Source organism: Blastococcus sp. OS1-29, from assembly GCF_057628075.1.
Genome location: NZ_JBXXJK010000001.1, coordinates 955,152 through 968,629 on the forward strand (window position 1 = coordinate 955,152; position 13,478 = coordinate 968,629).

Genomic DNA, 13,478 nt, shown 5'->3' on the forward strand with positions numbered 1-13,478 from the left:
TGACCTGCGCACTCGCGGGCAGGAGAGTGCTGGGCGCCGGGGGCGCGGAAGCAGGGGCACCGATCGAGGAGGACGCGTGACCGAAGCTCCGGCTCCCGCCGCGAGTCGCGTGCGCTGGCGCAACTGGGCCGGCAACGAGCGCGCCGACACCGAGGTGGTGCAGCCCGGCTCCGCCGACGACGTTGCCGCCGTCCTCGTAGCGGCCGCGGCGGCCGGGCGCCGGGTGCGGCCGATCGGCAGCGGCCACTCGTTCACCGGCATCGGGCGCCCGGAGGATCTCCAGCTGGTCTGCTCGCGCCTCGCCGGGATCGGTGAGGTCGCCGACGACGGGCTGGTCACCGTGGACGCCGGGGTGCCGCTGCACCGGCTGAACGCCGAACTGGTCCGGCGGGGCTGGTCGCTGACCAACCTCGGCGACATCGACCGCCAGACCGTCGCGGGTGCCATCGCCACCGGCACGCACGGCACCGGGGCCGCGTTCGGAGGGCTGGCGACGCAGGTGCGTGGGCTGACCCTCGTGACACCGTCCGGCGAGGTGCTCGAGTGCGACCACGCCCGCGAGCCCGAGGTGTTCGCGGCGGCGCGGATCGGGCTGGGTGCGCTGGGGGTCGTCACCGCCGTGACCCTGCAGGCGGTGCCGGCCTTCGCGCTGCGCGCCATCGAGGGGCCGGGCACCCTCACCGCGGCGATCGACGGTTTCGACGAGCTGATGACCAGCACCGACCACGTCGAGTTCTACTGGTTCCCGCACACCGACGTGACCCTGCTGAAGTGCAACACCCGGGTGCCGCTGGAGCAGGGGCTCGCGCCGCTGCCGCGCTGGCGTGCGGTGTGGGACGACGAGATCCTCGCCAACGGGGCCTTCGCGGGGGTGGTCGCCGCCGGACGCCGGATGCCGGCGCTGGTCCCGCCGCTGGCGCGGATGTCGGCGAAGGCACTGGGCGCCCGCACCTGGACCGATCACTCCTACCGCGTCTTCGTGAGCCGGCGCCGGGTCCGGTTCCTCGAGATGGAGTACGCGATCCCGCGGACCGAGGCGGCCGCCGTGCTCGCGGAGCTGCGGCGGGTGCACGAGGCCAATGACTGGCGCGCGGCGTTCCCCGTCGAGGTGCGCGTGGCCGCTGCCGACGACATCCCGCTGTCCACCGCATCCGGCCGGGACACCGCCTACATCGCCGCCCACGTTCCCGCGGGAACGGATCCCGGGCCGTGGTTCGCCGCGCTGGAGAGCATCGCGGGCGAGGTCGGGGGACGGCCGCACTGGGGCAAGCTGCACGGTCTCGACGCCGACGTCCTGCGCACCCGTTATCCCCGGTTCGGCGAGTTCGTCGCGCTGCGGGACCGGCTCGACCCCGCCGGCGTCCTCTCCAACGGCTATCTGGACCGGGTGCTCGGGACGCGGGCCGGGCGCGCCTGAGGTGGCGGCCGCCTCGCGCGACGCGCTCTCCCGCGCGACACCGGTCGCGCCGGTCGGGCGGGGCTGGACGGCGCGTTTCGCGCTGATCTGGCTGGGACTGTGGGCCGCGCAGCTCGCGCCGGTGCAGCTGCTGCTGCCGCTCCAGCTGGCCGACGTCGACCCCGTGCACAAGGTGCGCGACTTCGGGCTGGTCAACGGCCTGGCCGGGGTGGCCGCCCTGGTGGCGCTGCCGGTGTTCGGCGCCCTCTGCGACCGCACCCGCAGCCGCTGGGGACGGCGCCGCATCTGGGTGGCCGGCGGCGTGGCGGGCTACGTCGCCGGCCTGCTGCTGACGGGAGCCGCAGGATCCTGGCCGGCGGTCGCCGGGGCGTGGCTGGTGGCTCAGCTCGGCATGTACGCCGCGATGGCCGGCCTGACCGCCACGGTGGCCGACGACGTGCCGCCGGACCAGCGCGGCGCCGTCTCGGCCGCGATCTACGGACCGCAGGCCCTCGGCATCGTCGTCGGCCTGGGCCTGGTGACGGCGCTCGACGGCTCCGCGGTCAGCGGTTACGCGGCGCTGGCCGTCGTCCTACTGCTCGCCGCCCTCCCGTGGGTGCTGCGCACCCGCGAGGCCGAGCCGGGCGACGGCGAGCGGCCACGGTCGCTGCGGACGGCGCTCCGCTCGACCTGGGCCGCCCCGGGGCGCTCGCCGGACTACGCGTGGGCCTTCGCGGGGCGGCTGCTGGTCAACCTCGGCAACGCGCTCGGCACCACCTATCTCCTGTACTTCCTCACCGACGGCCTGCGGGTGGCCGACCCGGAGGGTTCGCTGCTGGTCCTCACGCTCGTCTACCTGGTCGCCACCGTGGCGGCGACCTGGGGCGGGGGAGTGCTGTCCGACCGCACCGGCCGGCGCCGCATCTTCGTGGCCGGGGCCGCGGCGCTGCAGGCGCTTGCCTGCGCCGTCCTGGTGGTCGCGCCGACCTGGCCCAGCGCGCTGCTCGCCGGGCTGCTGCTCGGTGCCGGGTACGGCTGCTACACGTCGGTGGACCAGGCGCTGGTCACCCAGGTGCTGCCCGACCCGGACGCGGTGGCCGGCGAGCTCGGCGTCATGAACGTCGCCGCCGTCGCCCCGCAGGCCCTGGCGCCGCTGATGGCCGCGCTGGTGATCGCGGAGCTGGGCGGTTACGGCGTCCTGTTCACCGTGGCCGGGCTGTTCACCGTGCTCGGCGCGGCGTCAGTGGCGCGCATTCGTTCGGTGCCTTGACCTCGGCCCTCGTCCAGGGGCCCGCGCTGAGCTTGCGAGGCGTGGGGAGGACGGGGGTCCTCTTTCAGAGTTCTGGGTTCAGCTCGCCGGTGCCGCCGATCTCGTCGAGTTCCTTCAGCTCGACCGGGCCGAGCACCCGCGCGGCGGACTCCAGGTTCTCCTCCAGGTGCGCGACGGAGGACGTCCCGGGGATCAGCAGCAGGTTCGGCGAGCGCGCGAGCAGCCAGGCCAGCGCCACCTCCATGGGCGTCGTCTCCAGGCGGCGGGCCACCGCCTCCAGCGCCGCGGACTGCAGGGGCGTGAAGCCACCGAGCGGGAAGAACGGCACGTAGGCGATGCCCTCGCGTGCCAGGGCGTCGATGAGGGGGTCGTCGTCCCGGTGCACCAGGTTGTAGTGGTTCTGCACGCAGACGACGCGGCCGATGGACTGCGCCTCGGCGAACATCTGGGTGGTCACGTTGCTGATGCCCAGATGACGGATGAGCCCCTCGGACTGCATCTCCACCAGCGCCTCGAACGGCTCGGCGAGCGAGCGCTCGACGGGCTCGGCGAAGCCCGGCAACCGCAGGTTCACGACGTCGAGGACGTCGACCCCCAGGTGGTCGAGGTTGTCCTGGACGGCCGAGCGCAGCTCCGCGGGGGTCAGTGCCTCCGGCCACTCGCCCTCCGGGGTCCGCCGGGCGCCGACCTTGGTGACGATCGTCAGCTCGTCCGGGTACGGGTGCAGCGCCTCGCGGATGATCTCGTTCGTGACGTGGGGGCCGTAGTAGTCGCTGGTGTCGATGTGGTCGACGCCGAGCTCGACCGCGCGCCGCAGAACGGCGACGGCCGCGGCCCGGTCGGCCGGTGGGCCCATCACGTGCGGTCCGGCCAGCTGCATCGCCCCGTAGCCGAGGCGGTTCACCGAGCGGTCGCCGAGGGGGTAGCTGCCGGAGTTCTCCGCGGTGGTCGTCATGCCCTCCTCTCTACGCCTCCGCGGTCACGGCTGCAGGAGGACCTTGACCGTGCCCTCCTTCTTCTCCCGGAAGTTCATGTACGCCTGCGGTGCGTCGGCCAGGGGCACGTGGTGGGTGGCGAAGTCGTCGACGCCGAGCGGGTCCGCGTCGGTGAGCAGCGGCAGGATGTCGGGGATCCAGCGCCAGACGTTGGCCTGGCCCATGCGGAGCTGGATCTGCTTGTCGAACATCCGCATGAGCGGCATCGGGTCGGTCGCACCGCCGTAGACGCCGGACAGCGAGATGGTGCCGCCGCGGCGGACGGCCTCGATGGCGGTGTTCAGTGCGGCGAGACGGTCGATGCCGGCGACCTGCATGACCTTCTCCATGATCGCGTCGGGCACGACAGCGGTGGCCTTCTGCGCGAGCGTCGCCAGGGGCGAACCGTGCGCCTCCATGCCGACGGCGTCGATCACCGCGTCCGGTCCCCGGCCGTCGGTGGCGTCCCGGACCCGGCCGACGACGTCGTCCTGCTCGGTCGTGTCGATGACCGTGACTCCACGCGCGCGCGCCCGCGCGAGCCGCTCCGGGACGACGTCCGCGGCGAACACCTGGCCCGCCCCCTGCTGGAGTGCGATCCGGGCCGCCATGTCGCCGATCGGGCCCAGCCCGAGCACGAGGACGCTGCCCCCGTTCGGGATGCCGGCGTACTGCACCGCCTGCCAGGCCGTGGGGAGCACGTCGGAGAGGTAGACGAACCGGTCGTCGGCCGGCCCCTCGGGCACCTTGATCGGCAGGGTGTTGCCGAACGGGACCCGCAGGTACTCGGCCTGGCCGCCGGGCACCTGGCCGTAGAGCTTCGTGTAGCCGAACAGCGAGGCGCCGAAGCCCTGCTCGCGGTTCTGCGTCGTCTCGCACTGCGACTGCAGACCCTGGTTGCACATCCAGCAGGTGCCGCACGAGATGTTGAAGGGGACGACGACCCGGTCACCGGCCTTCAGTTCGGTGACGTCGGAACCGACCTCCCGGACGACGCCCATCGGCTCGTGGCCCATCACGTCGCCCACCGACATGAAGGGCGCCATGACCTCGATCAGGTGGAGGTCCGAGCCGCAGATCCCGGAGCTCGTCACCTCGATGATGACGTCGGTGGGCTCCTGGATGACCGGGTCGGGGACCGTGTCGACTCGCACGTCCGCTCGGCCGTGCCAGGTGACTGCGCGCATGTCTGGTTCTCCCTCGGTAGGGCGGTGATTCGGGGGGTTCCAGGGTCTTTTGCCCCGGCGTGACCCGGATCGCTCCAGTTTCCGGAGATCCCTGCGAGTCCCTCACGCTCTGTGCATCTGCGGTCACTCATTAAGGAATGACAGCGATGAAGCTTTGTGGTCCGCACCACAAAACCGCAGGTGAATACCCCATATCGCAGATCACGAACTGGTCACGGCATGTTTACATGGGTCCCGCTCCTCTCCCCGGGAGTGCGTGTGGAATGCCGTCCAACGGAAGTCAGGTGCATGAGTTCGCTCCACCAGGACCACCTCCTCGTCGAGGGGCAGGAGCCCGCCGCGGGCTCTCCCGCTCGGCGCACCGCACCCCGCGGAACGTCTCGCCGGGTCGCCGAGGAGAAGGCCCCCAGCACGGTCCCGTCGCAGCGGCAGGGGAAGTCGCAGCGCTCCGGGGCCACCCCGGCCACCCCGGCTGCCGCGCCGAGGGCCACCGGTCGCAAGGCTGCCGCGACTGCCGGCAACCTGGCGGCCCGCGCGAAGGTCGCGGCGGCGTCGAAGGCGACGGCGACGACGAAGGCTGCTTCCGCGAAGGCGGCGACGGCCAAGGCCGCCACCGTGAAGGCAGCGACCGCGAAGGCGGCGTCGGCGAAGGCCGCGACCGTGAAGGTGGCGACGGCCAAGGCAGCGACGGCGAAGGTCGCGACCACCAAGGCGGCTGCTGCCGCGCGCAAGGCTGCCGCCGGGAAGGTGTCGGCGCGCACCGCGCCCGCGAAGAACACGGCCGTGAAGACCCCGGCGGCGCCCAAGCCCGCGACTGCTGCGAAGACCAGCCCGGCAATCCGGCCGGCGGCCGTCAAGACCCCGGCCGCGCCCAAGACTCCGGCCGCGTCCAAGACCCCGGCCGCGCCGACGGCTTCGGTGCCGGCGAAGGCTCCGGCGGCCCGGACGAGCTCCGCGGCCACGACCTCCTCCTCTGCGCGGAAGCAGGCTGCGACCAAGGCGACCCGGACCGCGGCACCGACCGCGAAGGCCAAGCCCACGCCCCGGCCCAAGGCGGCCCCTGCCGCCCGCGCCACCACCGTCCGGCCGACGCCGTACAAGCGCACCCCTGCGCCGGCCGAGCCGATTGCGGCGACGCCGGGCGTTGAGATCCCCGCGACGGACGCGCCCGCCACCGAGGTCGTCGCCACCGAGGTCATCGCCACGATGGCGGCGGGCCGCCGTGGGCGTCACCGCGTCAACCGCCCGCCGACGATCCGCCGCCGGCCGGCGCTCTACCTGGCGGCGGCCCTGGTCGGCGCCATCGGCGTCAGCGGCTTCAGCAGCGTCGACCCGAGGGCCCAGGCCACCGACAACGTCAGCCACTCGGTGAGCATCGCCCAGGAGCTCGGCATCCCCTCCACCCCGTCGACCCGGATCACCGACACCCACGCCGCGCAGCGGCTCGGGGAGCTGGCCGTGAGCCGCGCCGAGCGGGGGGCCGAGCAGGCCGCCGCCGCGCAGGCCCAGGCCGCCGCCGACCAGTCGGCGGTCGAGGCGGCCCGCCCGACGGCCGTCCTCCCGGTCAGCGGGGGGCGCCTCACCAGCACCTACGGCATGCGCTGGGGCACCCTGCACGCCGGCATCGACCTGGCCGCGCCCATGCGCACCCCGGAGATGGCCGCCGTCGACGGCATCGTCCTGAAGGCGGGGCCGGCCAGCGGCTTCGGCCTCGCGGTGTACATCCAGCACGCGAACGGCGACGTGACCGTCTACGGCCACATGGACCAGATCCTCGTCACCGACGGCCAGGTCGTGAAGGCCGGCGACGTGATCGCGCTGCTCGGCAACCGCGGTCAGACCACTGGCCCCCACCTGCACTTCGAGGTGCACGTGGGCGGCATCGACGGGCAGAAGATCGACCCGCTCCCGTGGCTGCGCGAGCGCGGCGTCGCCATCTGAGTCGGACCCGGCGCTGAGCGACGCCCCCCGCCGGACACGTTCCGACGGGGGGCGTCGCTCGTGGGGGACACTTTCGCCGTGCGGCAGCCGGCAGGGAGGTAGGGGATGGGACACGACCATCGCCACACCCCCGGAACCGCCGGTGGTGCACACAGCGGCCGCCTCGTCGTCGTCCTGGGGCTCACGCTGGCCGTGCTGGTGGCCGAGGTCGTCGGGGCCGGCCTGTCCGGCTCCCTCGCGCTGCTCGCCGACGCCGGCCACATGGCCACGGACGCCGCGGGACTCGCCCTGGCGCTGGCCGCCGTCCGCCTGGCCCAGCGCCCGGCGAGCGGACGGCGCACCTTCGGCTGGCAGCGCGTCGAGATCCTCGCCGCGGTGGCGAACGGGCTGTTGCTGCTGGTCGTCGCCGGATACGTCTTGGTGGAGGCGATCCGGCGGATCGGCCAGCCCCCCGAGATCAGCGCCGGGCTCATGCTCGTGGTCGCCTCGGCGGGCCTGGTGGTCAACCTGGGCTCGATGGCCCTGCTGCATCGGGGGCGCTCGGAGTCGCTGAACGTGCGCGGCGCCTACCTCGAGGTCCTGGCCGACGCGCTCGGCTCGGTCGCCGTCATCGTCGCGGCCGTCGTCATCGCGACGACGGGCTGGACGCCGGCCGACATCGTCGCCTCTGCCGTGATCGGCTTCCTGGTCGTCCCCCGGGCCTGGAGCCTGCTGCGGGAGGCCTTGGACGTGTTGCTGGAGGCGGCTCCGCGTGGAGTCGACCTCGAGCAGGTCCGCGCCCACATCCTCGGTGTCGACGGCGTCCTCGACGTGCACGACCTGCATGCCTGGACGATCACGTCGGGGTCGCCGGTGCTGTCGGCGCACGTCGTCGTCACCGACGAGGCGCTCGCCGCCGGCCACGGCGGACGGGTGCTCGACGCGCTCTGCTCCTGCCTGGGTGAGCACTTCGACATGGGGCACTGCACGTTCCAGCTGGAGGCCGAGGCCCACGCCGGCCACGAAGCGCCCGTTCACGACTGAATGAGGACACCCGTCGCCGGTCCCGGTCGGGTGGGACAGTGGACAGCGGCAACGGTCAGCTCAGGGAGGCGCAGCAGTGGAGCACGGGCAGCACTCCGGCATGTGGGTGCCCGACGAGCCGCCCACCTGGGGGCGGATGTTCCTGCCGCACCTCGACGCGACCTCGGTGGTGGCGGTGCTCGGCATCGTGGCCCTGCTGGTCTACCTGGGTGCCGTGGTACGTCTGCGGCACTCCGGCGTCAGCTGGCCGTGGTGGCGCGTCGTCGCGTGGGTCGCCGGCACCGTCTCGCTGTTCGCCGTGACCGGTACCTGGATCAACGGCTACTCGATGGTGCTGTTCAGCGTGCACATGACGCAGCACATGGTCCTGTCGTTGATCACGCCGCTGCTGCTGCTCATCGGCTCACCGGTGACGCTCGCACTGCGCACGCTGCCGCGCGGCCAGGGTGCCGTCGGCGCGCCGCGTGCCCTGCTGCTCGACCTGCTGCACAGCCGTTTCGCCCGGTTCGTGGCGAGCCCGTTCTTCACGATCCCGCTGTTCATCGCGAGCCTCTACGGGATCTACTTCACGCCGCTGTTCGACGCGTTGATGGGCAACCCGGTCGGGCACCAGTTCATGCTCGCCCACTTCGTCGTGGTCGGGTTGCTCTTCTTCGGGCCGATCGTGGCCCAGGACCCGTGGCCCCGGACGGTGAGCCACCCAGGGCGGCTGCTGGAGTTGTTCCTGCCGGTGCCGTTCCACGCCTTCTTCGGCATCGCGATCATGATGGCCGAGAGCCTGCTGGTCACGACGTTCGCGCATCCGCCCGCCGGGTGGGGCATCGACGTCATGGCCGACCAGAACGACGCCGGTGGCATCGTCTGGGGCTTCGGCGAACTGCCGACCGTCCTGGTGTTCGCCGTCGTGTTCTTCTCGTGGGCGGGCTCCGAGGAGCGGCGCGGACGCGCCATCGACCGCGCGGCCGACCGCACCTCCGACGCCGAACTCATCGCCTACAACGCCCGGCTGAAGAAGCTCGCCGAGCAGCAGTGACACCGCGGGTTCAGCCCGCGTGCACCACTGCCTCGTCGGGCAGGTCCTCCTTGGTCGCGGTGATCAGCACCCCGGACACGACGGCACCCAGAACCAGCAGCACCGACGCCCACGTGAAGGCGGTCGTGTAGCCCTCCACCTGCGCCTGGAGCCCCACGAGCGGGTTGCGAGGATCGCCGCCCGAGGCGACCACGTCGCTCACGTAGTTCGTGATCGCACCGACCGACAGCGTGGCCAGCAGGGCCGTGCCGATGGAGGCCCCGACCTGCTGGGTGGCGTTCAGCATCGCGCTGGCCGCCCCGGCGTCGTGTACGCCGGCCCCGATGAGCGCCAGGTTGGACAGCGGCACGAAGGTGAAGCCGAGACCCAGTCCGAGCAGCAGCTGGCCGGGGAACGGGATCGACCAGAAGCCGCTGTCGACGGTGAGGAACGACATCGTGAAGAGGCCGCCCGCAGCGAGGAGGCCACCGAGCACCATGAGCGGCCGCGGACCCAGTTTCGGCACCAGCGCGCTGGCGGCCCCGGCGGACACGAGCACGCCCAGCGTGGTCGGGAGCGACGCGAAGCCCGCCTCGACCGGCTTGTAGCCGAGCACCTGCTGGAAGTAGAGGCTCAGGAAGAAGAAGGCCCCGATCAGGCCGGCCCCGACCAGCGTCGAGGTCAGGTAGGCCCCGCCGCGGTTGCGGTCGAGCACGATCCGCATCGGCAGCAGCGGGTTGCGGGTGCGCAGCTCCAGCACGACGAATGCGATGACGAGCAGCGCACCGACGCCGATGAACAGCAGCGCCCAGGGCTCTGCCCACGCGTTGTCGGAATTGCCCGCGGCGGCGTTCTCCTGGGCGTTCTGGGCGACTCGGGTGAAGCCGTAGACGAACGAGGCCAGCCCGAGGGTGATCAGGGCCGCCCCCGGGACGTCGTAGCTCGTGTCACCGGGCGCCTTGCTCTCCGGCACGATCGGGATGGCGAGGACGATCGCGACGACCGCGACCGGCAGGTTGACCCAGAAGCACCAACGCCAGTCGGCGTACTCGGTCAGCACGCCGCCGAGCAGCAGGCCGACGGCGGACCCGCCACCGGCGATGGCGCCGTAGACCGCGAACGCCTTGGCCCGCTCCTTCGTGTCGGTGAACAGCACGGTGAGCAGCGCCAGCGAGGCCGGGGCCAGCAGGGCCCCGAAGGCGCCCTGCAGGGCGCGGGCGCCGAAGAGCATCGCCTCGTTCTGGGCCAGGCCGCCGATGGCGGAGGCCACGGCGAAGCCGCCCGCCCCGACCAGGTAGGTGCGCTTGCGTCCCCAGAAGTCGGCGATGCGCCCGCCGAGCAGGAGGAACCCACCGAACGTGAGCGTGTAGGCGGTGACGATCCACTGCTGGGTCGCGGCGCTGATCTGCAGATCGACCGAGACGGCCGGCAGCGCGATGTTGACGATCGTCGCGTCGAGGATCACCAGCAGCACGGTCAGCGCGATGACGCCGAGGGCGAGCCAGCGGCGCTCGTACGGCTCATCGGCGGTGTGCTCGGCGCCGGTGGCCGCGGAGGGAGTGGCGGGGTCGGTCACAGGAAGTCCTCGGGGTGCGATACGGATGCGGGCCGGATCCTCGGCCGGGGCAAAGCTATCGGCCTGGGAGCATGTCGTCGTGCCTGTTTCGCTGGTGTTGACCTCCGACACCCACGTTCCTCATCGGGCACGTGACCTACCTCATTCCCTCTGGGCAGCGATCGAGGCCGCGGACGTCGTGGTGCACGCGGGGGACTGGGTCGACCCGGCACTCTTGGACCTTTTCGAGGCGCGCTCCCGGCGGTTGGTCGGCGTGTACGGCAACAACGACCACGGACCGCTCCGTGAGCGGCTGCCCGAGGTGGCCCGGGCCGAGATCGAGGGTGTTCGTATCGCCGTCGTACACGAGACGGGTGACAAGAACGGGCGCGAGGACCGCTGCGCCGTCCGCTTCCCCGACGTCGACGTCCTGGTGTTCGGGCACAGCCACATCCCGTGGGACACCACGGCGCGCAGCGGGCTGCGGCTGCTCAACCCCGGGTCGCCGACCGACCGCCGCCGCCAGCCGCACGGCACCTACGTCACCGCGACGGCGGCCGACGGCGAGCTGCGCGACGTGACCTTCCACGCCGTCCCGGCCCGCGCGTGAGCACCGCCCCTCCGCTGGATCCCCGCGCCGTCGCGGCGCTGGCCTGCCCGGTGTGCGCGGCGTCGCTGTCCGTGGACGCCGACGGCCTGGCCTGCACCTCCGGCCACCGGTTCGACCGCGCCCGCCAGGGCCACGTGACCCTGCTCCCGCCCGGACACCGCGCGCCGTCGGGGGACTCGGCCGAGATGGTCGCCGACCGCGCAGCGTTCCTCGGCGCCGGCCACTACGACGCCGTGACCCGGGCGCTGACCGACGCCGTGGGGCAGTCGGCCGGCACGGTGCTCGATCTCGGTGGCGGCACCGGCCACCATCTCGCCGGCGTCCTCGAGGGATTGCCCGACGCCGTGGGGATCGTGTTGGACTCCTCGCCGTACGCCGCTCGCCGGGCGGCCCGGATCCACCCGCGGGCGATGGCCGTGGTGGCCGACACCTGGGCGCGCCTGCCGGTGGCCGACGGAGCCGTCGACCGGGTCCTGGTCGTGTTCGCGCCGCGCAACGGGCCGGAGATCGCCCGCGTCCTGGGCCCGGACGGCCGCCTCGTCGTCGTCACGCCGGAGACCGACCACCTGCACGAACTGGTCGGACCGCTCGGTCTGCTGCGCGTCGACCCGGACAAGACGGCCCGGCTGGCTGCCTCCCTGGAACCGCATCTGGAGCGGCTCGGCGTCGCGCAGCAGCGGGCTGCGCTGTCGCTCGACCGGCAGGCGGTCGCGACGCTGGTCGGGATGGGGCCCCACGCCCGGCACCTCTCGCGGGACGACGTCCGCACGGAGCTCGCCGCCCTGCCGGAGCCACTCCACGTCACCGTCTCGGTGCAGATCGCCACCTATCGACGGGCAGCGTGACGGAGCGTTCGCGGCCGCGTGGCATGCGTCACCGGCGTGCCCCCTCCCACCCGCGAAGATGCCGGGGAGGCAACGTCTAAGCTCCGGAACGTGACGATTGCACCGGCGCCCATCGTGAGTCGGCCGAGTCCGGTTCGTGTGGCGGAGAAGGGTTCGCGGCTGTCCAACCTGCTGCGGACCACCGACCACAAGACCATCGGCCTGATGTACCTGACCACATCGTTCACGTTCTTCATGATCGGTGGGCTGATGGCGATGCTCATGCGCGCCGAACTGGCGCGCCCGGGCATGCAGTTCCTGTCGCCGGAGCAGTACAACCAGCTGTTCACGATGCACGGCACGCTGATGCTGCTGATGTTCGCGACGCCGCTGTTCTTCGCGTTCGGCAACCTGATCATGCCGCTGCAGATCGGCGCGCCCGACGTGGCGTTCCCGCGGCTGAACGCGCTCTCGTACTGGTTGTTCCTGTTCGGCAGCATCATCGTGCTGTCGGGCATCATCACCCCCGGTGGGGCCCCCGACTTCGGCTGGACCGCCTACACGCCGCTGTCGGACATCACGAACTCCCCCGGAGTGAGCGGCAACCTGTGGATCGGCGGCCTCGCCGTCAGCGGCCTGGGCACGATCCTGGGTGGGGTCAACTTCATCAGCACCATCGTCTGCCTGCGGGCGCCGGGCATGACGATGTTCCGGATGCCGATCTTCACCTGGAACACGCTGGTCACCAGCCTGCTGATCCTGCTGGTCTTCCCGATCCTGACCGCAGCCCTGTTCGCGCTGCTGGCCGACCGGAACCTGGGTGCGCTGATCTACTCCCGCGAGAACGGCGGGCCGATGCTGTGGCAGCACCTGTTCTGGTTCTTCGGGCACCCCGAGGTGTACATCATCGCGTTGCCGTTCTTCGGCATCGTCACCGAGATCATCCCGGTGTTCAGCCGCAAGCCGCTGTTCGGCTACAAGGGCATGATCGCGGCCACGCTGTCCATCGGCTTCCTGTCGCTGGCCGTCTGGGCGCACCACATGTTCGCCACCGGCGCCATCCTGCTGCCGTTCTTCGCCTTCCTCACCTACCTCATCGCCGTGCCGACCGGGCTGAAGTTCTTCAACTGGATCGGCACGATGTGGCGCGGCCAGATGACGTTCGAGACGCCGATGCTGTGGTCGATCGGCTTCATGGTCACGTTCCTCTTCGGCGGCCTGACCGGTGTGCTGCTGGCCAGCCCGCCGCTGGACTGGCACGTGCACGACTCCTACTTCGTGGTGGCGCACTTCCACTACGTCGTGTTCGGCACCGTGGTGTTCGCGGCGAACGCCGGTATCGCGTTCTGGTTCCCGAAGATGTGCGGCCGGATGCTCGACGAGAAGCTCGGCAAGCTGCAGTTCTGGATGACGTTCATCGGCTTCCACGGCACGTTCCTGATCCAGCACTGGCTGGGCAACGAGGGCATGGCCCGCCGCTACGCCGACTACCTGCCCAGTGACGGGTTCACCACGCTGAACACCATCTCGACGATCTTCAGCTTCGTGCTGGGTGCCTCGATGATCCCGTTCCTGTTCAACGTGGTGAAGTCGTGGAAGTACGGGCAGCTGGCGCTGCGCGACGACCCCTGGGGCCACGGCAACTCGCTGGAGTGGGCGACCTCGTCGCCGCCGCCGCGGCACAAC

General features: G+C 71.9%; 11 protein-coding genes. 8 read left to right on the forward strand and 3 right to left on the reverse strand.

The window, feature by feature from the left end:
• Nucleotides 1-76 precede the first annotated feature (76 nt).
• Together AC2H4J_RS04745 and AC2H4J_RS04750 are read left to right on the forward strand one after the other, a co-directional pair.
• Nucleotides 77-1,417 (forward strand): D-arabinono-1,4-lactone oxidase, encoded by a 1,341-nt coding sequence (locus AC2H4J_RS04745; protein WP_487463674.1) that lies wholly within the window; start codon nt 77-79, stop codon nt 1,415-1,417.
• 1 nt (nt 1,418) lies between these two features.
• Nucleotides 1,419-2,666, forward strand: coding sequence for an MFS transporter (locus AC2H4J_RS04750; RefSeq protein ID WP_487463675.1), 1,248 nt, complete (start codon nt 1,419-1,421; stop codon nt 2,664-2,666).
• Nucleotides 2,667-2,730: 64 nt separating this feature from the next.
• On the opposite strand, the gene AC2H4J_RS04755 is transcribed toward AC2H4J_RS04750, so the two are convergent.
• Together AC2H4J_RS04755 and AC2H4J_RS04760 are read right to left on the reverse strand one after the other, a co-directional pair.
• Nucleotides 2,731-3,621: an oxidoreductase gene (locus AC2H4J_RS04755; RefSeq protein WP_487463676.1), complete on the reverse strand. Its 891-nt coding sequence runs from the start codon at nt 3,619-3,621 to the stop codon at nt 2,731-2,733.
• A 24-nt stretch (nt 3,622-3,645) separates the two neighbouring features.
• Nucleotides 3,646-4,827: a zinc-dependent alcohol dehydrogenase gene (locus AC2H4J_RS04760; protein WP_487463677.1), complete on the reverse strand. Its 1,182-nt coding sequence runs from the start codon at nt 4,825-4,827 to the stop codon at nt 3,646-3,648.
• 288 nt (nt 4,828-5,115) lie between these two features.
• Here AC2H4J_RS04760 and AC2H4J_RS04765 point away from each other — a divergent pair, with 288 nt between their 5' ends.
• The 3 genes from AC2H4J_RS04765 (at nt 5,116) to AC2H4J_RS04775 (ending at nt 8,824) form a co-directional block, all read left to right on the forward strand.
• A complete protein-coding gene (locus tag AC2H4J_RS04765) occupies nt 5,116-6,768 on the forward strand; it encodes a M23 family metallopeptidase (protein WP_487463678.1) in 1,653 nt (550 codons plus the stop codon).
• Between the two features lie 105 nt (nt 6,769-6,873).
• A complete protein-coding gene (locus tag AC2H4J_RS04770; RefSeq protein ID WP_487463679.1) occupies nt 6,874-7,791 on the forward strand; it encodes a cation diffusion facilitator family transporter in 918 nt (305 codons plus the stop codon).
• A 76-nt stretch (nt 7,792-7,867) separates the two neighbouring features.
• The gene (locus AC2H4J_RS04775) at nt 7,868-8,824 is read left to right on the forward strand and encodes a cytochrome c oxidase assembly protein (RefSeq protein WP_487463680.1); all 957 of its coding nucleotides are present in this window, start codon (nt 7,868-7,870) and stop codon (nt 8,822-8,824) included.
• A 10-nt stretch (nt 8,825-8,834) separates the two neighbouring features.
• Here AC2H4J_RS04775 and AC2H4J_RS04780 read toward each other — a convergent pair whose 3' ends face one another.
• Nucleotides 8,835-10,379 (reverse strand): MFS transporter, encoded by a 1,545-nt coding sequence (locus AC2H4J_RS04780; protein WP_487463681.1) that lies wholly within the window; start codon nt 10,377-10,379, stop codon nt 8,835-8,837.
• Nucleotides 10,380-10,458: 79 nt separating this feature from the next.
• Between AC2H4J_RS04780 and AC2H4J_RS04785 the strand changes: the two genes are divergently transcribed.
• The 3 genes from AC2H4J_RS04785 to ctaD all read left to right on the forward strand — a co-directional run.
• A complete protein-coding gene (locus tag AC2H4J_RS04785; RefSeq protein ID WP_487463682.1) occupies nt 10,459-10,968 on the forward strand; it encodes a metallophosphoesterase family protein in 510 nt (169 codons plus the stop codon).
• Nucleotides 10,969-10,982: 14 nt separating this feature from the next.
• Entirely contained in the window at nt 10,983-11,813 is an 831-nt protein-coding gene (locus tag AC2H4J_RS04790; RefSeq protein ID WP_487463698.1) for a putative RNA methyltransferase, read from the forward strand.
• A gap of 138 nt (nt 11,814-11,951) precedes the next feature.
• The coding region (gene ctaD / locus AC2H4J_RS04795; protein ID WP_487463683.1) for an aa3-type cytochrome oxidase subunit I at nt 11,952-13,478 on the forward strand (1,527 nt) is incomplete at its 3' end.

Excerpts from the sequence above, each read along its gene's own strand:
- AC2H4J_RS04755 (WP_487463676.1), bottom strand. The coding sequence starts at position 3,621 with ATGACGACCACCGCGGAGAACTCCGGCAGCTACCCCCTCGGCGACCGC.
- AC2H4J_RS04760 (WP_487463677.1), bottom strand. The coding sequence starts at position 4,827 with ATGCGCGCAGTCACCTGGCACGGCCGAGCGGACGTGCGAGTCGACACG.
- AC2H4J_RS04765 (WP_487463678.1), top strand. The coding sequence starts at position 5,116 with ATGAGTTCGCTCCACCAGGACCACCTCCTCGTCGAGGGGCAGGAGCCC.
- AC2H4J_RS04770 (WP_487463679.1), top strand. The coding sequence starts at position 6,874 with ATGGGACACGACCATCGCCACACCCCCGGAACCGCCGGTGGTGCACAC.